Here is a 21,706-nt window from a genome sequence, read left to right as displayed (position 1 = left end):
ATGAAAACACAAATGTTAACCAGGGACCAGCTGGATCAGGCCGCGGCATTTATTCGCCAAGGCGAGTTGGTTTCATTTCCAACCGAAACGGTTTACGGCTTGGGAGCCGACGCGACTAACGAAGCGGCAGTAAAAAAGGTATATGCTGCTAAAGGACGTCCGAGTGACAACCCACTTATCGTGACCGTTTCTTCAGAAGAAATGGTTAAAAAATATGCTGCGAATATCAGTGAAGATGCACAAAAGTTAATTGACAAATTTTGGCCGGGGTCTTTGACGATGATTTTTAATTTAAAGCCCAACGTACTTTCCAAAGCAGTAACCGGTGGCTTGAGTACGGCTGCTTTTCGATTTCCTAAGAATCAACTAACGCTTGACCTGATTACCAAAGCGGGGGTGCCAATTGTCGGACCGTCGGCAAACACTTCCGGTAAACCCAGCCCGACAACTGCCCAACATGTCTTTCACGATTTGAATGGGAAAATTGCGGCAATTTTAGATGACGGGCCAACAACTGTTGGGGTAGAATCAACGGTCCTGGATATGTCAGTTGAAACACCGTCAATTTTACGGCCGGGAGCAGTTACCAAAGCGGATATCGAAGCAGTAATTCATAGAAACGTGATGGATGAGCGACATCACGTAGGAACCGATCAGACTCCCAAGGCACCGGGCATGAAGTATAAGCATTACGCGCCCAATGCCCAGGTTTACATTGTTGATCCGGATGACAGTTGGTTGGATGTTGCCAAGTGGATTGAAAAACATCCCCAGCCAATTGGCGTAATGGCGTTCGATAATATTATCTCATCAATTGATTGGCCAATGAACGCTCAGATTATAACACTAGGCAGCAATTCCCGAACGGCAAGCCATGATTTGTTCGCAGATCTTCGGGAATTCGATAATCACCCTGAAATAAAAATTATTTTTACGCAAGGCCTTAAGCCGTCTGGGATTGCCGAGGCTTATATGAACAGACTTAATAAATCCGCTGGGCAAATGCATTTCAAGCAGTTATAATCAATATATACCAAATAAAAAAATGATGAGGTGTTGCAGTTGAATTACGATTACAAGCAGGAAGATCCCGAACTATGGGATGCAATCGCAAAGGAAGAAAACCGTCAGGAGCATAATATTGAATTGATTGCTTCTGAGAACATTGTTTCAAATGCCGTTCGGGCTGCCCAGGGATCGGTTTTAACCAACAAATATGCCGAAGGGTATCCGGGTCGCCGTTATTATGGCGGTTGTGAATTTATCGACGTTGTTGAGCAACTTGCTATTGACCGGGCTAAGGAATTATTCGGTGCTGAATATGCGAACGTTCAGCCACATTCCGGCTCTCAGGCAAACCAGGCGGTCTATGCAGCCTTATTAAAACCGGGAGATAAAATCTTGGGGATGGGCCTTGATGCAGGTGGCCATTTAAGTCATGGTGCCAAAGTCAGCTTTTCTGGAAAGCTTTATGATTCATACTCTTATGAACTGGATCCCAAAACGCAATTGATTGATTATGACCAAGTTGCCAAAATTGCACAGGATGTTCAGCCGAAATTAATTATCGCCGGCGCTTCAGCATATAGTCGGATTATTGATTGGGATAAGTTCCGCGAGATTGCGGATTCGGTTGGCGCTTATCTGATGGTTGATATGGCGCACATTGCCGGTCTGGTTGCGGCTGGTCTTCATCCAAATCCGGTTCCGGTGGCCGATGTTGTAACGACAACGACGCACAAGACCCTTCGCGGCCCTCGTGGCGGCCTTATTTTGGCTAAGCAAAAGTATGCCAAGAAACTTAATTCTGCCGTATTCCCCGGCAGTCAGGGTGGCCCATTGGAACATGTTATTGCCGGTAAAGCTGCTGCTTTTTACGAAGACCTGCAACCCTCATTTAAAGATTATGCTGCAAAGATTATTAAGAACGCACAAGCGATGGCTGCTGTTTTCCAAGCTGCCGATAATGTCTCTGTTTTAACCGGTGGCACAGATAATCATTTAATGACTTTAAATTTGACACAAGCTGGTCTAAATGGTAAAGATCTTCAAAATATTCTGGATACGGTTCATATTACAACTAATAAGGAATCGATCCCCAATGATCCATTGCCACCTTCGAAAACCAGTGGTCTGCGAATTGGAACACCTGCAATCACAACCCGTGGTTTTGATGAAGAAGATGCTCGTCAGGTTGCCCGATTGATTTTACAAGTTATTAAAGCACCTCAAGATGACAATAATTTAAAGGATGTTGCTGCAAAAGTTGAACAATTAACAGAAAAACATCCACTGGACTAACTTTGGCCTTTTTGAAAAGTTGGTTACAATGTTGTTGATAACTTTATTAAGATTATTTAAATAACTACCGGTCGTTAATTGGCCAAGCCCGAAACTAATTGTGGTTTCGGTCTTTTTTTATGAATTTGGGGCTTGCATGTGTGATACAATTATCTAGAAATAAAAAAAGGAGTGGGAATAATGGGTAAGTTTCAAGTCATGGATCATCCGTTAATTCAGCATAAATTGACAATTATCAGGGATAAGAATTGCGGAACAAAAGAATTTCGGGAAATTGTTAATGAAATTGCAAATTTAATGGCGTTTGAAGTTACTCGCGATATGCCTTTGGAAGACGTTGACGTTCAAACCCCAGAAGGTATCGCGCACGCAAAACAGATTTCTGGTAAAAAAGTCGCAATCGTTCCAATTCTGCGTGCGGGAATTGGAATGGTTGATGGCATTTTGGATTTAATTCCAGCAGCCAAGGTAGGTCACATCGGGATGTATCGTGACGAGAAGACACTGGAGCCTCATGAGTATTTTGTAAAATTGCCGTCTGATATTGATCAACGGCAAATTTTTGTGGTTGATCCAATGTTGGCAACTGGTGGCTCTTCAATCATGGCCATTGAAGCATTGAAAAAGCGGGGGGCATCAAATATCAAATTTGTTTGCCTGGTAGCCGCACCAGAAGGCGTTAAAGCGCTTCAAAAGGCACATCCGGATGTGGATATCTACACGGCTGCGCTGGATCAAAAATTAAATGAGAAGGGCTACATTGTTCCCGGACTTGGTGATGCCGGTGATCGCTTGTTTGGAACCAAATAATCACGAGGGCAGCGGCTTTTATCGCACAATTTTTAAAATTTTGTTGACGGGTTGAGAATGAAGTGGTAAAAAAATATTAGCTTTTTAAAGCTGACCGTTTATTCTGAAAAGTAATTAACGGTATGGGCCCTTTCATTTTGTTTTCAACTTTACGATGTGACAAGACGTTGTAAGTTAGGCTGATCCCTTAGTTTGACGGGATGCATAGCGTGTCAATATTGTTTTGAATTTTGTAATGAATGGTGGTATAGTTTCAATTGTATTTGGATGCTGAGATGTATTCATTACCATCGCAAAGTTCACTTTGGTATTAATGTCTTCCCGACCGAATAACCAGATTGATTAGCTTGCGTAGATTATGTCGTAGAAAGAGGTGAGATTTGAATGTCCATTGGAGGGTCTAATCATACTTTTACATTCTTAGGACTGACGTTTAACGCAGGTAACATGATTTCAATTTTACTCGCTTGTTTGATCGTTTTAGCGCTGGTCTTTGCCCTTTCCAGGCACATTACAATGAAACCCGGAAAGGCACAAAACGTTCTGGAATATGCCGTTGATTTTACCAACGGTATTGTGGGTAGTTCAGTTCCCGGAGAAGCAAGTAAAATGTTAGGCTTGTGGGGCTTTACATTGTTCATGTTCTTATTGGTTGCCAATAACATGGGATTGTTTTTGCACGTCGACGTCTCAGGCATTACGTATGTAAAAAGCCCGACTTCTGATCCGGTTGTGACGATGACCTTTTCTCTTATGACCTTGACACTTGCGCAATTTTTGGGTGTCCGGAAATTAGGTTATAAGAAACATTTTGAGAATTATCTCAAACCGTTTAAGCTATTCTTAATCGTCAATCTTTTTGAGGAATTCACCAACTTCCTAACACTGGGATTACGACTGTTTGGTAATATTCTGTCAGGGGAAATGCTTCTGACGATGATTACCGGAATGGCAACTGGTGGTGGACCGGTCATGTGGATAGGAATGCTGCCACTTGAACTGATCTGGCAAGGCTTCTCAGTCTTTATTTCATGTATTCAGGCATATGTGTTTGTAACGTTATCGTCTGTTTATATTTCCCAAAAGATTGAGGTAGAAGAAGTATAACAAGATATTTTTAAGGAGGATTATTAATTATGGGAGCAATCGCTGCAGGTATCGCTATGGCAGGCGCCGCAATTGGTGGTGCTATTGGTGATGGTATTTTAATCGCTAAGATGTTGGAAGGTATGGCACGTCAGCCGGAATTATCTGGTCAACTTCGTGGTAACATGTTCATCGGTGTTGGTTTGGTTGAAGCTATGCCGATCATCGCCTTCGTTGTTGCTTTACTGGTTATGAACAAGTAGTCAAGCTAGTATAGTTAAAATAACCCAGAAGGAGGTGCCAATTAATGTTTTCATATTCGGTAGTTGGAGCTCAGCTTTATACCGGTGACATGGTGTTTGTCATGATCAGTTTCTTAATTTTGATGTATCTGATCAAATTAGTCGCATGGAAGCCGATTACTAAGATGATGCAAAACCGTTCGGATAAGATTGCCAATGATATTGATTCTGCAAAAGAATCTCGTGACAAGGCAGCTGAACTTGCGCAAAAACGTCAGGCCGAACTGGCCAAGACGCGTGAAGATGCCAACAGCCTTATCAACACTGCCAAACAGAACGGTCAGAGACAACGTGAACAAATTGTTGAAGATGCTCGTCAAGAAGCATCCAATCTTAAGAGTTCTGCTGAAAAGGATATTGAACAACAGCGACAAGAAGCTTTGGCTAATTCTCGTAAAGATGTGGCAAGCCTTTCAATTGAAATTGCATCCAAGATCATTTCAAAAGAATTGAATGAACAAGATCAAAAAGGGCTGGTCGATTCTTATATTGAAGGGTTGGGTAAGCAGAAATGAAATCAACTAACGTAACAGCGGCTAAGAAATATGCCAAGGCAATGTTTGAAGTTTTAACAGATGCCAAGGAACTTGAAAATGGCTATGCTGATTTAATTGAACTTCGAAAAATTTTTGCTGCCAATCCCAAGTTGATTGATATTCTTGATGATATTCGAGTTTCCGATGATCAAAAAAATCATTGTTAACGCCTATCACTGAAAACGCGTCTGATTTTATCAATAACTTTCTTAAAGTTGTTGGCAGTTATCGACGATTCCCTGATATCATAACTATCATTGATCAGTTTCAGAAACTGTATGAAGATGACAAAAAAATCGTTCGTGCAGAAGTCGTTTCCGCAACTGAACTTGATAGTGATCAGCAAGATCGCTTGGCAAAAGCTTTTGAAAAACGAGTTGGTGCTGCCAAAGTTATCTTTGACACAAAAGTTGACAAGTCATTAATTGGTGGCATTGTTATTAAATCTTCTGATGTCATTATTGATGGTAGTGTCAGAACTCGAATTAATAAAGTTAAAGATTTACTGTTGAACTAACGATATCTATTTTAAAGAGGTGAAACTTATGAGCATTAAAGCTGAGGAAATCAGTGCTCTTATCAAGCAACAATTGCAAGGCTACCAAAACGAGCTTGATGTTAAAGAAACGGGTATCGTTACATATGTTGGTGATGGTATCGCTCGTGCACACGGTCTTGAAAATGCGTTGTCAGGAGAGTTGCTCGACTTCGGCCACGGTGTTTTCGGAATGGTCCAAAACCTTGAAACCAATGATGTTGGTATCATGATTTTAGGTGATGACACGAATATTCGTGAAGGAGATTCCGTAAAACGAACTGGTCGGATTATGGAAGTTCCTGTCGGGGACGAAATGATTGGACGGGTTGTTAATTCACTCGGTCAACCAATTGATGGTAAAGGACCTATTAAGGCCGATGATCATAAGGCAATTGAACACAAAGCACCAGGTGTTATGGATCGTCAATCTGTTTTTGAACCGCTTCAAACCGGTATCAAAGCGATTGATTCCTTGATTCCGATTGGTCGTGGTCAACGTGAGTTGATTATCGGTGACCGTAAAACTGGTAAAACGTCAATTGCCATTGATACAATTCTGAATCAAAAAGATCAGAATATGAAGTGTATTTACGTTGCAATTGGTCAAAAGGAATCAACTGTTCGTGCATCTGTAAGTACATTGGAAAAGTATGGCGCAATGGATTATACGACAGTTATTTCAGCTGGTCCTTCTGAACCGGCTTCATTACTGTATATTGCACCATATGCCGGCGCAACCATGGGTGAATATTTCATGCACAATGGTCAACATGTTTTGATTGTTTATGATGATTTATCAAAACAAGCTGATGCTTATCGTGAATTATCTTTGATTCTTCGTCGACCTCCTGGCCGTGAAGCTTATCCTGGTGATATTTTCTACACCCACTCACGTTTACTGGAACGGGCTGCCAAGTTGAGTGACAAGTTGGGCGGCGGTTCAATGACTGCTTTGCCAATTGTTGAAACGCAGGCTGGAGATGTTTCGGCATATATTCCAACCAACGTTATTTCCATTACCGATGGTCAAATCTTCTTGGACGCTGACAGTTTCTATTCCGGTGTTCGACCTGCCGTTGATGCCGGGACGTCAGTTTCTCGAGTTGGTGGAGATGCGCAGGTTAAAGCAATGAAGAAAGTTGCTGGTACATTACGACTTGATTTGGCTTCCTATCATGAATTGGAATCATTTGCGCAATTTGGTTCCGATCTTGATGAAGCAACTCAAGCTAAGTTAAATCGTGGTGCCCGAACGGTTGAAGTTCTAAAGCAGCCGCTTCACTCACCAATTCCTGTTGAAAAGCAGGTTCTTATCTTGTATTGCTTGACTCACGGTTTCTTGGATAAGATTGAGATTGACGATATTCTTCGTTATCAAAATGAGCTCTTTGACTACTTTGACCATTCACACAAAGACCTGTTGGAAGGAATTGCCAAGACTGGTAACTTACCTGACACGTCTAAGTTGGATGCTGCTATCAAAGAATTTGAAGAAACTTTCCAACCAAGTAATCAGGATGACGGGCAGGCAGCTGCCTCAAGTGATGATCAGAAGTCAACTGCAAAAAATGACTAGTTTTTAAGGAGGGTGAGATTACATGCCTGCTTCGCTAAACGATGTTAAACATCGGATTACTTCTACAAAGAAGACGCGGCAAATTACCAATGCGATGGAAATGGTTTCACAAGCTAAGTTAAATCAGATCCAAAAGCATACGGCAAGTTACGCGGAATATGCAAGCCAAGTAAAATCTGTAGTTATGCATTTAGCTCAATCCCATATTCTGGATGGGCTAAAATCCTCAGGTCATTCAGCAGATAATGATCAGTCTAAAGTCAAAAGAACTGCCTATTTAGTTATCACCTCCGATCGTGGGATGGTTGGTAGCTATAATGCCAATGTCATCAGAGAAACCAATGAATTTATCAGTAAACATTCTGGTGCTTCAAACGATTATACGATTATCGCCGTTGGCGGTAACGGCTCTGATTTTTATAAAAAGCGTGGTCAAAATGTTTCTTATGAATATCGGGGTGTGAGTGACGTGCCAACATTTAATGAAGTTCGTCAAATTGTCAAAATGATTACATCGATGTATGATAAGGGCGAATTTGATGAGTTGTATGTTTGCTACGAACATTTCGTTAATCGACTGATTTCCCGCTTCCGGCTGAGAAGATGCTGCCTATTGACAGTGAGGCTATTCAAAGCGAAGCCAGTCAGGAAATTAAAGCAAAAGAATTAACTGCTGAATATGATGTTGAACCATCTGAAAAAGAAGTATTGAATGTTGTCTTACCGCAATATTCTGAAAGTTTGGTTTATGGTGCGATTCTGGATGCTAAGACATCGGAACACGCTTCCAGTGCAACTGCTATGAAGTCGGCTTCAGATAATGCTGATGACTTGATTTCATCTTTGGAACTGCAATATAACCGGGCTCGTCAGGCAGCGATTACGACTGAAATTACTGAAATTACTGGTGGTCAGGAAGCTCTTAAGTCAGATAACAATTAGATGGAGGAATTAACTAACATGAGTACTGGTAAAGTTATACAAGTTATCGGACCAGTTGTTGACGTTGAATTCTCCTTGGACGACAAATTGCCAGAAATTAACACTGCCCTTAACATCCACGTAAGTGACACTGAAACACTTGTTGTTGAAGTGGCCCTTGATTTGGGTGATGGGGTTGTCCGGACGATTGCCATGGACGGAACCGATGGTCTTCGGCGCGGAATGGAAGTTGAAAACACTGAAGCTTCCATCAGTGTTCCAGTAGGTAAGGACACACTTGGTCGTGTGTTTAATGTTCTTGGAGAACCAATTGATGGCGGTCCAGAATTTGGCCCAGACGCAGAACGTTGGCCAATTCACCGTGATGCCCCGAAGTATGATGAATTGAATCCATCAACTGAAATCTTGGAAACAGGAATCAAAGTGATTGATTTATTGGAGCCATATATTCGTGGTGGTAAAGTTGGATTGTTCGGTGGTGCCGGTGTTGGTAAAACCGTTTTAATTCAAGAATTAATTCATAACATTGCCCAAGGTCACAACGGAATTTCAGTGTTTACCGGTGTTGGTGAACGGACCCGTGAAGGTAATGATATGTACTTTGAAATGAAAGGTTCAGGTGTTCTGGCAAAGACGGCCATGGTTTATGGTCAAATGAACGAACCACCTGGTGCCCGAATGCGGGTTGCTTTAACCGGTTTGACAATTGCTGAATACTTCCGTGATGAAGCGGGACAAGATGTGTTGTTATTTATTGACAACATTTTCCGATTCACGCAAGCTGGTTCAGAAGTTTCTGCTTTGCTTGGCCGAATTCCGTCAGCCGTTGGTTATCAGCCAACGTTGGCAACTGAAATGGGTCAATTACAGGAACGAATTACGTCAACCAAAAAAGGTGCGATTACATCAATCCAAGCAGTTTATGTGCCGGCCGATGATTATACCGACCTGCGCCGGCAACAACTTTTGCCCATTTGGATGCAACTACTAACTTGGAACGTTCATTAACGCAACAAGGAATTTATCCGGCCGTTGATCCGTTGGCTTCAACCTCTTCAGCGTTGGATCCACAAATTGTTGGTCAGGAACATTATGAAGTTGCAACTGAAGTTCAACACGTCTTACAACGATACCGTGAACTCCAAGACATTATTTCGATTCTTGGTATGGATGAATTGTCTGACGAAGAAAAGACAATTGTTAACCGTGCTCGAAGAATTCAATTCTTCCTTTCTCAAAGTTTCTCAGTTGCCGAACAATTTACCGGACTTCCTGGTAAATATGTTTCAGTTGATGATACTGTTAAAGGATTTAAAGAAATTCTTGAAGGTAAGTACGATGACATCCCCGAAGATGCATTCCGTAACTGCGGACCAATCGAAGATGTCATTGCAAATGCCAAGAAGATGCAGGGCGACACAAGTGATGAGAAGCAAAGTGCCGCAAACTAAGGGAGGGAGTTTAATTGGCTGATAGTTCAGTTATTAACATTAATATTGTGACTCCCGATGGAAAAGTTTACGAGCATAGTGCTGCTGACATGATAGTTGTTTCAACACAATCGGGACAACTTGGAATCATGGCTAATCATGTGCCAATCATTGCAACCCTTGATGTTGATGAAACTCGGGTTAAACATGGTAACGAGGAAGATGAAATTGCTGTTAATGGCGGTTTTATTGAATTCTCAAATAACACTGCAACGATTGTGGCTGATAGTGCCGAAAATCAAAGTGATATTGATGTTGCCCGGGCAGAAAGCGCTCGTCAACGTGCCCAGAGATTGATTGCCGAAGCTCGTCAAAAAAATGACAAAGCTGCGCTGGATCGAGCTCAGGTTGCGTTACGGAGAGCTGTTAACCGGATCAATGTTGCAAAAAAATAAATAAAATTATTTGTGTGACCGAAGCAATCATTATTCTTGCTTCGGCCTTTTTTTATCTGTTAATATATAGGAATCCGATTAGTCTTCGGCAAACGGGAACAATGTGTGTGGTTGAACAAATCCATCATCGTGGGTCATTTGTTGTGATGAACGGCTGTTGACAAGGGATTTCCTGGAGGATCGATATGATGAGAAAACGCACACTTTTTCTAAAAAAGCGCGGAAAAATGAGACAAGTTTCCGTCTTTATGATATAGTTGTCAGTGAATTGGGGGAATTTTGATGAAAATGATTGGCATCCAAGCCATCGTAACACTTGTTACGTATTTTCTATTTATTGCAATGGCGTTTAGGAGTGTTCAGGAAATCCATATTGAACGTTACATCCCTCTTCGTGCGTTGCCCGGAAAACTGTTGATCGTACTGTTATCAATCGCGATTGGTTATGCTTGCGCACAGTTTTTCCTCTCGGTAATCACTAATATTCAAAATTTAATTTATTTAATCAAATAACGTAGGAGGCGTTCTTGTGGAAAAAATTATTGTACATGGCGGGAAGCCGTTAAAGGGAAGAGTACATATTGACGGGGCAAAGAATGCGGTGTTGCCAATTCAAGCTGCTACGATTCTGGCGAGTGAAGATCAAACCACAATTTCAAACGTACCACTATTATCAGATGTTTACACGATGAATAACGTGTTACGGTTTTTAAACGTAAAAGTTGATTTTGATGAATCACGTAATCAAATTACTTTTGATGCATCTACCGGTCTTTCAAGCGAAGCACCGTTTGAATATGTTTCAAAAATGCGGGCTTCAATTGTAGTAATGGGGCCGTTATTAGCCCGTTTGGGACGGGCAAAAGTTGCCTTGCCAGGCGGCTGTGCAATTGGTTCCAGGCCAATTGATTTACATTTGAAGGGCTTTGAGGCACTAGGAGCAACAATTGAACAGCATGACGGCTATGTTGAAGCAACTGCACCTAACGGGCTTATTGGGACTGACATCTATTTAGATTTCCCAAGCGTGGGAGCCACTCAGAATATTATGATGGCTGCTACTTTAGCAGCTGGGAAAACGGTTATTCAAAATGCGGCCCGTGAACCTGAGATTGTTGATTTGGCTAACGTCCTCAATAAGATGGGGGCTAATGTTGTTGGAGCAGGAACCGAGCAAATTCGAATCCAGGGTGTCTCCAAACTACATGGAACCGACCACGCAGTTGTCCAGGATCGGATTGAAGCCGGAACTTTTATGATTGCTGCTGCTGTAACCAAGGGTGATGTCTTGGTTGAAGATGCCATTGCCGAGCACAACAAGCCATTGATTCTGAAGATGCGTGAGATGGGGGTTTCGATTACTGAAACAGATGCCGGAATCCGGGTGATTGGCCCGGAACATTTAAAGCCGGTTGATGTCAAAACGCTGCCACATCCCGGGTTTCCAACTGATATGCAGCCCCAGATGACAATTTTACAATTAGCGGCTGATGGTAATAGTTCGATGACGGAAACTGTTTTTGAAAACCGTTTCATGCATATGGAAGAACTTCGGCGAATGAATGCCAAATATACCATTTCCGGTAGAACAGTTGTAATGGACGGACCAACGGACTTCAATGGTGCGGAAGTTGCCGCTACTGATCTACGGGCCGCCGCTGCCTGGTAATTGCTGGTCTTGTCGCAAAGGGATACACCCAGGTCAGCAATCTGCAATACCTTGATCGGGGTTACCATAATTTCCATAAGAAGCTGGCAAGTTTGGGCGCCGAAATCAAACGAGTTGATGTTGAAGATGATGCCATTATTGTTAATCAACCATCTTCAGTCAATCATTTAAAATAAATAAGTTTAAAGCCGGGTGAAAACGAGACGAGTTTTGAACCGGCTTTTTTCTATAAGGTCGGCCGATTATGAATTGAGTTTAAATCTTTTCTAAAGTCCGGGCTGATTGTTGAGATTACTTAAGAACTGTTAGAAACTGGTAGTAGATGTGCTATAATTAATTTTTGAGATTAAAGTTTTTCAGGAGGAAGTTCACAGATGGCAAAAGACATAGGAATTGACTTAGGAACTGCCAACGTACTTATTTACGTTGCCGGCAAAGGGATTGTTTTAAACGAGCCTTCCGTTGTGGCAATTGATACGCGAACGGGTAAAGCTTTGGCAGTCGGAACAGAAGCATATCGAATGGTTGGCCGAACACCAAGTAATATTCGCGCGATCCGTCCATTAAAGGATGGGGTTATTTCCGATTTTGATATTACAGAAGAAATGCTGACTTATTTTATTAATAAACTAGACGTTAAGGGATTCATGTCCAAGCCAAAAATCATGATCTGTGCGCCAACAAATGTAACCGAAATTGAAAGAAATGCCATCGTTCAGGCAGCTGAAAAAGCGGGTGGCGGTCAGGTTTATCTTGAAGAAGAACCTAAGGTTGCCGCTGTTGGTGCAGGAATGGATATCTTCCAACCCCGTGGCAATATGGTGATTGATATGGGTGGCGGTACCAGTGACATTGCCGTCATTTCGTTGGGTGATATTGTTGCCAGCAAGTCAATTCGAATTGCCGGTGATAAAATGAATACAGAAATTGTAACCTATATCAAACAAAAACACGGGTTGATTATTGGTGAACATACTGCTGAAAAAATCAAAATCGAAATTGGAACTGCTAAAAAAGACCAGAAAGATGTTAAAAAGCTGGAGGTTCGTGGCCGAGACGCTGTTTCGGGCATGCCGCGCGCAATCACAATTGACAGTAACGAGGTTGCTGATGCAATTGCCGATACGGTTCAGTTAATCGTTGATGGTGCCAAAGAAGTTCTTGAAATTATTCCACCGGAATTAGCCTCTGATATTGTTGACCGGGGCATTATGTTGACGGGTGGCGGTGCTTTGCTTCGCAACATTGATCAAGTAATCGCCGATGCATTGACAGTGCCGGTTATTATTTCAGAAAATCCTTTGGATAATGTTGCCAAGGGAGCTGGCGTTCTTTTGGAACAATATATCAAAAACCCGAAGCTTAAAACAAAGTAAAAAGTGGGCGGTTGCGTGAAAAAAGTTTTAATGAAGTTGGTTCATGGTTATCAGCGCTTTATATCGCCTCTCTTTCCGCCTACATGCCGTTACTACCCGACTTGTAGTAATTATATGTTAACCGCTTTAAAGAAGCATGGTGCGCTTAAGGGAACGATTATGGGCCTTGCCCGAATTTTAAGGTGTCATCCGTTTGTCCGGGGCGGTTACGATCCGGTACCGGATCACTTTACAATTTTCAGGAATAAGGCGGCTCGCGATAAGTACCGCAAATCAATGCACTTAAAGTAGACTAACAGGAGAGATTTTATGAGTAAAGCTATTAAAAGTATTAATGTCGAAATTAAAGATTCCAAGGACCAAAATGGTAACCAGGTTTCCGATTTACTGATTGGCCGCAAGCGGATTGGCTCAATTACAAAAGTGAGTGATCAAAAGTTTCAAGCTGTCAATACACATCAGGAAAGTTATCACGTAAAAACGTTTGATGAAGGTGTTCAATTGTTGATTAAGGATTTTCACCTACATCATTAATTGTGATTTCGTGATAGGGAGGTTTAAATTTGGATACCAAACGCAGTACGGACAAAGATAAGGCGTCCAGAATTGACTGGGGAATTATTTTCTGCGTTTTGATGCTTGCATTAATTGGCTTGGCGTCAATTTACGTTGCCGCAACTCATGATTCAAGTGCTACCAGTGTTACGAGACAGGTTGCTTCGCAGCTGGTATGGTATGTTATTGGGGTTGTAGCAGTAGTAATCATTATGCAGTTTGATTCCGAACAACTCTGGAAAGTGGCACCACTTGCTTATTGGCTGGGGATCTTGCTATTAGCAAGTGTTCTGGTATTGTACAGTCGGACGTATTATATTAATACAGGTGCTAAAAGCTGGTTCTCCTTTGCGGGATTGACTTTTCAGCCTTCTGAGGTAATGAAGCCGGCCTATATTTTAATGATGGGCCGGGTGATTGTTGAACATAATGACAAACATCCGCTCAAAACGGCCAAAACGGATTGGCTGCTAATCGGTAAAATGATTTTATGGACGGTGCCGGTAGCCGTTCTTTTAAAGTTACAGAATGATTTTGGTACCATGCTGGTTTTCTTTGCTATTTTAGGTGGTATGATTATTGTTTCCGGGATTACCTGGAAAAATTATTCTGCCGTCGGTAATTACAATTTTTGGAATTGCCGGTACAGCACTTGCACTGGTTATTCCAGAATCCGGTCGTCAAATCTTGGAAAAAGTCGGCTTTCAATCTTATCAGTTTAACCGGGTTGATACTTGGCTTCATCCATCAGCAGATACTACCAATCAAGGGTATCAGTTGTGGCAAAGTATGAAAGCGATTGGTTCCGGTGGTATTTTCGGGACCGGTTTTGATAAGTCCCACGTTTATGTGCCGGTTCGTGAATCCGATATGATTTTTTCGGTGATCGGTGAAAACTTTGGCTTTATCGGCAGTTGTGTCCTGATTTTTCTGTATTTTCTATTGATTTATCAAATGATAAAGGTTACATTTGAGACACGGAATGTTTTTTATGCTTATATCTCCACTGGCGTTATTATGATGATTTTATTCCATGTGTTTGAAAATGTTGGTATGAGCATCGGGTTATTGCCATTAACGGGAATTCCACTGCCGTTTGTGAGTGCCGGTGGTTCAGCGCTGATTGGCAATATGATTGGAATTGGTTTGATTATGTCGATGCAATATCATAATAAGAGTTACATGTTTGGTGAAGATAAAGAATTTTCTTAAAAAGGATGGTTTGAAGATGGATAAAAAATATTATTGGACGGACGAAAGTAACGGTGTTGTGACGGTCGGCTTGACAGCAGACGGTCAAAACGAACTTGGTAACATTACGTTTGTTTCACTGCCAAAAGTCGGTACATCATTGACAACCCAAGATACATTGTTGAATGTTGAAGCTGACAAGGCTGTTTCAGATATTCCAAGCCCGGTTGCCGGTAAGGTAATTGCCGTTAATGATAAAGCCACTGATGATCCATCGTTATTAAATAAGACTGATAAGGCTGATTCATGGATTGCCAAGATTCAGAAGTAGCTTTGCTTGACGCTGGTATTGAATGTAAGTAAACTAGCAAATAGTTAAATGATAAAACGAAAAACAAGATGAGTAGGTAGTTGTGGTTAAAACAGAGAACTCCAGTTGGTGAAAAGGGGTTGAGCGTGGCTATTGAAGATGGTCTTGGTAATTTTAGGTGCTAATGAGCAGCGATGTAAATTGGCAATGGTTAACGCCCATTATTCCGTTGAGGCTCTTTTGTAGTGAGCCTCGTTGAGGTTGTTATTGCAAAATAGCAACGAATAAAGGTGGTACCACGGAAAAAGCTTTTCGTCCTTCAGGCAATTTTTAATTGTTTGGGGGACGAAAAGCTTTTTAATTTTTGGAGTTGGGAGTGAATTTAATTGATTCGGTTTAAAGATGTGTCGAAAGAATATACCACCAAAGATGGTGCTTTAACAGCCGTTTCGGATGTCAACATCGAAGTTGAAGATGGCGAAATTTTCGGCATAGTCGGTTATTCAGGGGCTGGTAAAAGTACCCTGGTCCGAATGTTGGACGGGCTTGAGGCACCGACGAAAGGTGTTATTGAAATTGATGGAACCGATATTGCAAAGCTTTATGGTCACAAATTACGGGTTCAACGACAGAAAATCGGCATGATTTTTCAGCATTTTAATTTGCTGTGGTCGCGAACGGTAATCGATAATATTGCTTTGCCATTGGAAATCGCAAAGGTCCCAAAAGCCAAGCGGTTGGCTCGGGCTAAGGAGTTGGTTAAGTTGGTTGGTTTGGAGGGCCGGGAGCATTCCTATCCCTCCGAACTTTCAGGTGGTCAAAAGCAACGGGTGGGTATTGCCAGAGCGTTAGCGAATGAACCAACCATTTTGATATCCGATGAGGCAACCAGTGCTTTGGATCCGGATACAACTAACGAAGTCTTAGATCTATTATTAAAAATTAACAAGCAAATGAATCTGACCGTTTTACTGATTACGCATGAAATGCACGCAATTGCCAAAATTTGCGAAAAAGTAGCGGTAATGGATTCGGGACAGGTGGTTGAAAGTGGGACAGTCTTTGATGTTTTTCGTCATCCCAAGGAAGAAGTCACCAAAAAGTTTGTCAGTGAAGAATTTTCACCACAGCAGGATGATACAACCATCACGCTGGATGAATTGATTAAAAAGTATCCTGAAGGCCAGATTATCAGATTGGTTTTCCATGGACCGCAGGCAGAATTACCAATTGTTTCGGACGTTATTAAGCATTATCCGGATTTGAAAATCAGTATCCTGGCCGGGGCAATTCGACAAACCCAAGAGGGTGCCTTGGGATCGCTTGATTTACAATTTATTGGCGATGAAGCTCAAATTGCAGCTGCCCTTGATTACCTTCAGAAGATGCGGGTTGGAACGGAGGTGATTCATCATGAGTAACGCGACAGGGCTTAAATCCTATTTTATTTTTAAAAATGTTGATTGGCCGTCAATGTGGGCTGCAACTTGGGAAACAATTTGGATGACCTTAATTTCCATGATTGCAGTCGTTATTTTTGGTATTATTCTGGGCTTGATTCTATATGAAACCAGAGTTCATAATGGTTCTTTATTCAAAGTTTTGAATTGGATTGTGGGGTTGTTTGTCGATATTTTTCGTTCAATTCCGTTTATTATCTTAATCGTATTATTACTTCCGGTCACAAAGGAAATGATTGGGACCATCATTGGGCCCCGCGCTGCGTTACCATCCTGGTAATTTCAGCATCACCATTCTATGCCCGAATGGTGGAGTCGTATTTTCGGGAAGTAGATTCAGGTGTCATTGAAGCTGCTGAGTCGATGGGGGCAACGACTTGGGAAATTATCATTAAAGTGCTGCTGCCGGAAAGTAAACCGGCGTTAATAGCCGGCGCAACGGTAACGACGATTTCGTTAATTTCCTATACGGCAATGGCTGGTGCGATTGGTGCCGGGGGCTTGGGTAACCTGGCCTATTTGGATGGTTTCCAGTCCAACAACAACACCGTCACCTTGGTGGCAACGGTCATTATCTGTTTGTTTGTCTTTTTGGTTCAATATATTGGGGACTTTTTAGTCAAAGTAACCGACAAACGGACACTATAATTTTATTTGGAGGGTTTCACATGAAGAAAAAATTATTAAGTATTTTCGCAGTTCTATTTACTGCTTTCTTACTGGTAGGTTGTTCATCTTCAAGTTCAAGCAAGAAGACAACGACTTTAAAAATTGGTGCTTCGAACGTGCCACATGCACAAATCTTACGACATGTTGCGCCACAGCTGAAAAAGGAAGGTGTTAACTTAAAGATTACGGTTTTCCAAGATTATGTAATGCCTAACAAGGCTTTAGCAGATAAAGAACTGGATGCCAATTATTTCCAACACGTTCCCTTCCTAAAGCAATGGAATAAAGAGAACCACGGTACCCTTGTAGACGCTGGCGGTGTTCATATCGAGCCGATTGCCGTCTTTTCCAAAAAGGCTAAAAGTTTGAAAGACTTAAAGAAGGGTGCAACGATTCTTGTAAGTAACAACACGCCTGATTATGGTCGAATCCTTCAATTATTTAAGAACGCCGGTTTGATTACCCTGAAGAAGGGCGTCAATATCGAATCCGCAACTTTTGATGATATTGCTTCAAATCCTCGCCATCTTAAATTCAAGCATAGCTATGAGCCTAAGTTGATGCCGCAAATTTATAAGAACGGCGAAGGTGATGCAGTGGTTATTAATGCCAACTATGCAGTTCAAGCCGGACTTGATCCAATCAAGCAGTCAATTGCAATTGAAGGCCGAGATACGCCATATGTAAATATTATCGCCACTCGTAAGGGTGATCAGAATAAACCGGCGATTAAAAAACTGGTTAAAGTACTTCAGTCGACAAGTACCCAAAAATGGATTTACAACAAATATAAGGGTGCTGTCTTGCCAATTAAGAACGTTAAATAAATTTTAATTAAAGGGCTTCCGCTTTATACTGGAAATAGCAGGGATGTTGCTTTTTTCAGCGAAGGGGGAGTCTTTTTTGAAAGAGAAAAATGTATTTCACGTTAATGGCTATGTTGGGTTAATCATTGCCTTGGTATTACTCGCGTGCGGCGGCTATCTTTTGTGGATTGGCAGCCAGAATTCATCTGTTGGGTCGATTATTTTGGGTACGGTGATTATTATTGTGGATTTACTATTTGCAAGTTCGTTAACGATCATTCAACCAAATGAAGCTAAAGTGCTGACGTTTTTTGGAAATTATATTGGGACAATTCGCACCGCCGGCTTGTTTATGACGATTCCTTTAACCAGCAAGCAACCGATTTCATTACGGGTTCGTAATTTTAATAGTCAAATTATTAAAGTAAACGATTCCAAAGGAAACCCGGTTGAGATTGCAGCTGTGATTGTTTACAAAGTAGTTGATTCGGCAAAGGCAATTTTTAACGTTGAAGATTATGAACAATTTGTGGAAATTCAAAGTGAATCTGCTATTCGTCACATTGCCAGTCAATATCCTTATGATAGTTTTGATGAGGAATCCGATACGTTAACGCTGCGTGGTAATTCAACCGAAGTTTCGGAAGCTTTGAAGCGTGAACTCCAAGAACGATTGGAAGTTGCGGGGTTAAATGTAATGGAAACCCGATTAACCCATTTGGCTTACGCAACGGAAATTGCCAGTGCGATGCTTCAGCGACAGCAGGCAACGGCAATTCTTTCGGCTCGAAAAATTATTGTTCAGGGTGCTGTAGAGATTTCAAAAGAGGCGGTTAAGCAACTTCAGCATGATATTAGCATCGAGATTCCGGATGAGAAAAAGATCCAAATGATTAATAATGTTTTGGTATCTATTATTACCGAACGGGGAACGCAAAACGTGATTAATACTGATAAGATGAATTAAATAAATCAATTAATGACCAAAAAGTTTGGCGGACAAATGCTAGACTTTTTGGTTTTTTTGTTGACAGAAAATGGATTTACATATATAGTTGCCTACATGAGTAATTAACTAACGTAGGAGGACAATATGACAACTGAAATTGTAAATACACAAAACCTGCACAAAATTTATGATCAAAACTCTGAAACACCTTATGAAGCATTAAAGGGCATCAGTTTTACTGTTAATAAGGGAGAATTTGTTGGGATCATGGGGGCTTCCGGTTCGGGAAAAACAACTTTATTGAATATTTTAGCGACTTTGGATAAGCCTACCAGCGGCTCGGTTCAAATTGGCGGTGACGATATAACCCAACTGACGCCTAATGAAATGTCTGATTTTCGATCAAAAAAATTGGGATTCATTTTTCAAGACTTTAACCTACTGGAAACATTAACAGTTTTTGAAAATATTGCTTTGCCGCTATCTTTACAGAACGTAAAGGGAAGTGTTTCCAAAGAAAAAGTTCAGCGGGCTGCCAGTCGGCTTGGTATTGACCAATTATTGACAAAATATCCAACCCAGTTGTCCGGTGGACAGAAGCAACGGGTTGCCGCTGCCAGAGCACTGGTTTCAGATCCGTCAATTATTTTTGGTGACGAACCGACTGGTGCGCTGGATTCAACCAATGCTCGAGAATTACTGGATACACTGCAGCAAATTAACCAAGCAGGCGTTTCAATCCTACTGGTAACGCATGATCCTTTTTCAGCCAGCTTTTGTAAACGAATCTTGTTTATTAAGGACGGTCGGATAGGAGAAGAAATTCAGATTGGCAACCGTAATCGAACTGAATTTTATCAGGAAATTTTAGAGAAACTGGGAACGTTTGAACAATAATTGGAGGGAAGCACATGCTGTTTAAAATTGCATTTTCCGGGGTAAGGGCGCGTTGGAAGGATTATCTGGTGCTTTTTTCCGGAATCATTATGGCTGCTGCCATTTTTTATATGTTTGAGGCAATTGCACTGAATAAAAAATTTGTTGCTTCAACAACTGTGGGTCAAAATGCTCGGGCTGTCTTTATCCTTGGAGCAGTGTTGTTGGTCATTATCACATTAGTGTACGTATTTTATGCCAATAATTTTTTGATGGGTATGCGAAAACACGATTATGGATTATTTATAATGTTGGGTGCCAAGAGTACCAAAATCAGTAAGCTGATCGCCTTTGAAACTTTAATTGTCGGTTTGGTTTCAACGATGGTAGGTGTTGTTGCCGGGATGGCTCTGACAAAAATTGTGAGTGGCTTTTTGGTTTCGGCACTGGAAATCCCCGTTAAATACTTTCAGGCTCTTTATGGACCAGCGGTTTGGGTGACCTTGATTTTGTTTATGGTCCTATTTCTAATAGCAAGTTTTATCAACGCAAGAATTTTTGCCAAAACGCCGGCACTTAAGTTACTTAAAGCAGAGAATCAAACTGATTGGAAGCAACCCAAAACAAGTCGGCTGCTCATTCAGGCGGTACTGGGAATTTTCCTATTAGTCGTTGGCTACTATGCGATGTATAATATTCAGTCATTAAAGCTTAACGCGATTTGGATTGGGCTGGTTACGATTGTTGTTGGGACGTATTTTATTGTCAACTCATTTTTCGTAATATTACTTCAGAAGATTCAAAGATCTGCGTTAAATAACCGGGGAATCAACAGTTTTACGATTGCTCAGTTGAAATTTAGAATTCGTGATTACACTAAAATTCTATCCGTTGTTTCGTTACTGTTTGCGTTGGCTTTGGGAGCTATTACGGTTGGTGTTGGTTTTCAAAGTGATATTCCGGAAATTGCCAATGGACAAAATGCTTATGCAATTTCCGCCACTAATCCTTCAGCTGAAATATCGGCTCGAATTGCCAAAGTTGGTGGTAAGAGTACGGTAAATTATCAACAAAAAATTAGCGGCAAAACGGTTTACTATCGAGCCGGTGAATTTCAGCAAAAGCCAATAAAGTACGCGGCTTTTGTAATGAAGGGCAAAAATGCCGGTTTTTCTCAGGTTAAAACCAGTTCATTAAATCAATTAAAGAATCCTGATTCATCAGCCTATCAACAACTGGTAGCCCTCCAAAATCCAAATTTACGTGCGTTTAAAGTGAAATGGGTTTCCGATGGCGTGTTCAATCAGCTTAAGGGACGGGTTAATCAATTGCAATTGGTGCGGGTGCGAGATATTAACAGCCAGTACAAATCTTTAAAAGCTGTTCTGGAACAGCAAAAGAAAGAATTTGGCCCTCAAGTTGTTCAGACAATGGGGGAATCGATTGTGATGTATACAATGGTCAAAAGCGCTTTCGCCAGTATGGAATTTATGGGTGTCTTTTTGGGAATCGCCTTTTTGGCCATGTTGGCAAGTTGTTTGATGTTTAAAATTTTAAGTGGTGCGGAAAGTGATAAAGTACGCTTTGAAATGTTAAATAAAATTGGCACTCGCCGGCGGGTCTTAAGGCAATCGATCATGCTTCAGATTTTAGGATTATTTGCTTTACCGGCAATTCTGGGACTGATCGATGTTGGCTTTGGCTTACAAATGTTTTCTCAAACACACCTGCTGTATCATGCGTATAATACATTTATGTATTCTGCAATTGCCTTTCTTGTGTTATATTTGATTTATTACGGTGTAACGGTACTGATTTATCAAAAGATAGTCATTCCCAAGACCAGAAGTGAAAAATAATAACAGAAAT

The 21,706-nt window shown here is 41.3% G+C and carries 18 protein-coding genes and 6 pseudogenes; all 24 read left to right on the top strand.

Annotated features, from left to right (window positions below; translation table 11 throughout):
* The 24 genes and pseudogenes from JCM14108_RS00680 to JCM14108_RS00570 all read left to right on the top strand — a co-directional run bounded on the left by JCM14108_RS00680 (position 1) and on the right by JCM14108_RS00570 (position 21,696).
* Positions 1-1,023 carry an L-threonylcarbamoyladenylate synthase gene (locus JCM14108_RS00680; RefSeq protein ID WP_035177395.1) on the top strand — a complete coding sequence of 341 codons (1,023 nt, stop codon included), beginning with the start codon at positions 1-3 and terminating at the stop codon, positions 1,021-1,023.
* Positions 1,024-1,053: 30 nt separating this feature from the next.
* Positions 1,054-2,301, top strand: a complete 1,248-nt coding sequence (gene glyA / locus JCM14108_RS00675; RefSeq protein WP_035177393.1) for a serine hydroxymethyltransferase — start codon at positions 1,054-1,056, stop codon at positions 2,299-2,301.
* A gap of 180 nt (positions 2,302-2,481) precedes the next feature.
* Positions 2,482-3,111: a uracil phosphoribosyltransferase gene (upp, locus tag JCM14108_RS00670; RefSeq protein WP_035177391.1), complete on the top strand. Its 630-nt coding sequence runs from the start codon at positions 2,482-2,484 to the stop codon at positions 3,109-3,111.
* Between the two features lie 384 nt (positions 3,112-3,495).
* Positions 3,496-4,218, top strand: a complete 723-nt coding sequence (gene atpB, locus JCM14108_RS00665) for a F0F1 ATP synthase subunit A (protein WP_035177389.1) — start codon at positions 3,496-3,498, stop codon at positions 4,216-4,218.
* Positions 4,219-4,247: 29 nt separating this feature from the next.
* Entirely contained in the window at positions 4,248-4,460 is a 213-nt protein-coding gene (gene atpE, locus JCM14108_RS00660) for a F0F1 ATP synthase subunit C (RefSeq protein ID WP_003553570.1), read from the top strand.
* Positions 4,461-4,504: 44 nt separating this feature from the next.
* Complete coding sequence (gene atpF / locus JCM14108_RS00655) at positions 4,505-5,014, top strand: F0F1 ATP synthase subunit B (protein ID WP_035177387.1); 510 nt, start codon at positions 4,505-4,507, stop codon at positions 5,012-5,014.
* Positions 5,011-5,552: pseudogene (gene atpH, locus JCM14108_RS00650) on the top strand (ATP synthase F1 subunit delta). Before atpF ends, atpH begins: the two are co-directional and overlap by 4 nt.
* A gap of 28 nt (positions 5,553-5,580) precedes the next feature.
* A complete protein-coding gene (atpA, locus tag JCM14108_RS00645; protein ID WP_035177385.1) occupies positions 5,581-7,149 on the top strand; it encodes a F0F1 ATP synthase subunit alpha in 1,569 nt (522 codons plus the stop codon).
* Positions 7,150-7,171: 22 nt separating this feature from the next.
* Positions 7,172-8,091 (top strand): annotated as a pseudogene (locus JCM14108_RS00640) (F0F1 ATP synthase subunit gamma).
* A gap of 18 nt (positions 8,092-8,109) precedes the next feature.
* A pseudogene (atpD, locus tag JCM14108_RS00635) lies at positions 8,110-9,542 on the top strand (F0F1 ATP synthase subunit beta).
* 14 nt (positions 9,543-9,556) lie between these two features.
* Positions 9,557-9,976, top strand: a complete 420-nt coding sequence (locus JCM14108_RS00630) for a F0F1 ATP synthase subunit epsilon (RefSeq protein WP_035177383.1) — start codon at positions 9,557-9,559, stop codon at positions 9,974-9,976.
* 282 nt (positions 9,977-10,258) lie between these two features.
* Positions 10,259-10,489: a DUF1146 family protein gene (locus tag JCM14108_RS00625; RefSeq protein ID WP_035177380.1), complete on the top strand. Its 231-nt coding sequence runs from the start codon at positions 10,259-10,261 to the stop codon at positions 10,487-10,489.
* A gap of 16 nt (positions 10,490-10,505) precedes the next feature.
* Positions 10,506-11,821 (top strand): annotated as a pseudogene (gene murA, locus JCM14108_RS00620) (UDP-N-acetylglucosamine 1-carboxyvinyltransferase).
* A gap of 198 nt (positions 11,822-12,019) precedes the next feature.
* The gene (locus tag JCM14108_RS00615) at positions 12,020-13,021 is read left to right on the top strand and encodes a rod shape-determining protein (protein WP_035177377.1); all 1,002 of its coding nucleotides are present in this window, start codon (positions 12,020-12,022) and stop codon (positions 13,019-13,021) included.
* A 15-nt stretch (positions 13,022-13,036) separates the two neighbouring features.
* Complete coding sequence (gene yidD, locus JCM14108_RS14200) at positions 13,037-13,312, top strand: membrane protein insertion efficiency factor YidD (protein ID WP_053359522.1); 276 nt, start codon at positions 13,037-13,039, stop codon at positions 13,310-13,312.
* An 18-nt stretch (positions 13,313-13,330) separates the two neighbouring features.
* On the top strand, positions 13,331-13,555 hold the full coding sequence (locus tag JCM14108_RS00610) for a DUF2969 domain-containing protein (protein WP_035177374.1): 225 nt from the start codon (positions 13,331-13,333) through the stop codon (positions 13,553-13,555).
* A gap of 29 nt (positions 13,556-13,584) precedes the next feature.
* Positions 13,585-14,788, top strand: a pseudogene (locus JCM14108_RS00605) (FtsW/RodA/SpoVE family cell cycle protein).
* Between the two features lie 16 nt (positions 14,789-14,804).
* Positions 14,805-15,098 (top strand): glycine cleavage system H family protein, encoded by a 294-nt coding sequence (locus JCM14108_RS00600; protein ID WP_035177371.1) that lies wholly within the window; start codon positions 14,805-14,807, stop codon positions 15,096-15,098.
* A 365-nt stretch (positions 15,099-15,463) separates the two neighbouring features.
* Complete coding sequence (locus tag JCM14108_RS00595) at positions 15,464-16,498, top strand: methionine ABC transporter ATP-binding protein (protein ID WP_035177368.1); 1,035 nt, start codon at positions 15,464-15,466, stop codon at positions 16,496-16,498.
* Positions 16,491-17,185: pseudogene (locus JCM14108_RS00590) on the top strand (methionine ABC transporter permease). The gene JCM14108_RS00595 and the pseudogene JCM14108_RS00590 overlap by 8 nt, the downstream one beginning before the upstream one ends.
* A 20-nt stretch (positions 17,186-17,205) precedes the next feature.
* Positions 17,206-18,033, top strand: coding sequence for a MetQ/NlpA family ABC transporter substrate-binding protein (locus tag JCM14108_RS00585; RefSeq protein ID WP_035177365.1), 828 nt, complete (start codon positions 17,206-17,208; stop codon positions 18,031-18,033).
* 76 nt (positions 18,034-18,109) lie between these two features.
* Complete coding sequence (locus JCM14108_RS00580; RefSeq protein WP_035177360.1) at positions 18,110-18,979, top strand: SPFH domain-containing protein; 870 nt, start codon at positions 18,110-18,112, stop codon at positions 18,977-18,979.
* Positions 18,980-19,105: 126 nt separating this feature from the next.
* Positions 19,106-19,858: an ABC transporter ATP-binding protein gene (locus tag JCM14108_RS00575; RefSeq protein ID WP_035177356.1), complete on the top strand. Its 753-nt coding sequence runs from the start codon at positions 19,106-19,108 to the stop codon at positions 19,856-19,858.
* A gap of 14 nt (positions 19,859-19,872) precedes the next feature.
* The gene (locus JCM14108_RS00570; RefSeq protein WP_035177353.1) at positions 19,873-21,696 is read left to right on the top strand and encodes an FtsX-like permease family protein; all 1,824 of its coding nucleotides are present in this window, start codon (positions 19,873-19,875) and stop codon (positions 21,694-21,696) included.
* Positions 21,697-21,706 lie beyond the last annotated feature (10 nt).

Origin of the sequence: Lentilactobacillus farraginis DSM 18382 = JCM 14108 (genome assembly GCF_000583655.1) — a bacterium.
GTDB classification, from domain to species: Bacteria; Bacillota; Bacilli; order Lactobacillales; family Lactobacillaceae; genus Lentilactobacillus; species Lentilactobacillus farraginis.
The sequence above is the reverse complement of the archived record's forward strand: the minus strand, read 5'-3'. Positions and strand labels throughout refer to the sequence as shown.

What these genes read in the sequence shown, in the direction of transcription:
- JCM14108_RS00680 (WP_035177395.1), top strand. Translation starts at nt 1, where the DNA reads ATGAAAACACAAATGTTAACCAGGGACCAGCTGGATCAGGCCGCGGCA.
- upp (WP_035177391.1), top strand. Translation starts at nt 2,482, where the DNA reads ATGGGTAAGTTTCAAGTCATGGATCATCCGTTAATTCAGCATAAATTG.
- atpB (WP_035177389.1), top strand. Translation starts at nt 3,496, where the DNA reads ATGTCCATTGGAGGGTCTAATCATACTTTTACATTCTTAGGACTGACG.
- atpE (WP_003553570.1), top strand. Translation starts at nt 4,248, where the DNA reads ATGGGAGCAATCGCTGCAGGTATCGCTATGGCAGGCGCCGCAATTGGT.
- atpF (WP_035177387.1), top strand. Translation starts at nt 4,505, where the DNA reads ATGTTTTCATATTCGGTAGTTGGAGCTCAGCTTTATACCGGTGACATG.
- atpA (WP_035177385.1), top strand. Translation starts at nt 5,581, where the DNA reads ATGAGCATTAAAGCTGAGGAAATCAGTGCTCTTATCAAGCAACAATTG.
- JCM14108_RS00625 (WP_035177380.1), top strand. Translation starts at nt 10,259, where the DNA reads ATGAAAATGATTGGCATCCAAGCCATCGTAACACTTGTTACGTATTTT.
- JCM14108_RS00615 (WP_035177377.1), top strand. Translation starts at nt 12,020, where the DNA reads ATGGCAAAAGACATAGGAATTGACTTAGGAACTGCCAACGTACTTATT.
- JCM14108_RS00610 (WP_035177374.1), top strand. Translation starts at nt 13,331, where the DNA reads ATGAGTAAAGCTATTAAAAGTATTAATGTCGAAATTAAAGATTCCAAG.
- JCM14108_RS00600 (WP_035177371.1), top strand. Translation starts at nt 14,805, where the DNA reads ATGGATAAAAAATATTATTGGACGGACGAAAGTAACGGTGTTGTGACG.
- JCM14108_RS00585 (WP_035177365.1), top strand. Translation starts at nt 17,206, where the DNA reads ATGAAGAAAAAATTATTAAGTATTTTCGCAGTTCTATTTACTGCTTTC.
- JCM14108_RS00575 (WP_035177356.1), top strand. Translation starts at nt 19,106, where the DNA reads ATGACAACTGAAATTGTAAATACACAAAACCTGCACAAAATTTATGAT.
- JCM14108_RS00570 (WP_035177353.1), top strand. Translation starts at nt 19,873, where the DNA reads ATGCTGTTTAAAATTGCATTTTCCGGGGTAAGGGCGCGTTGGAAGGAT.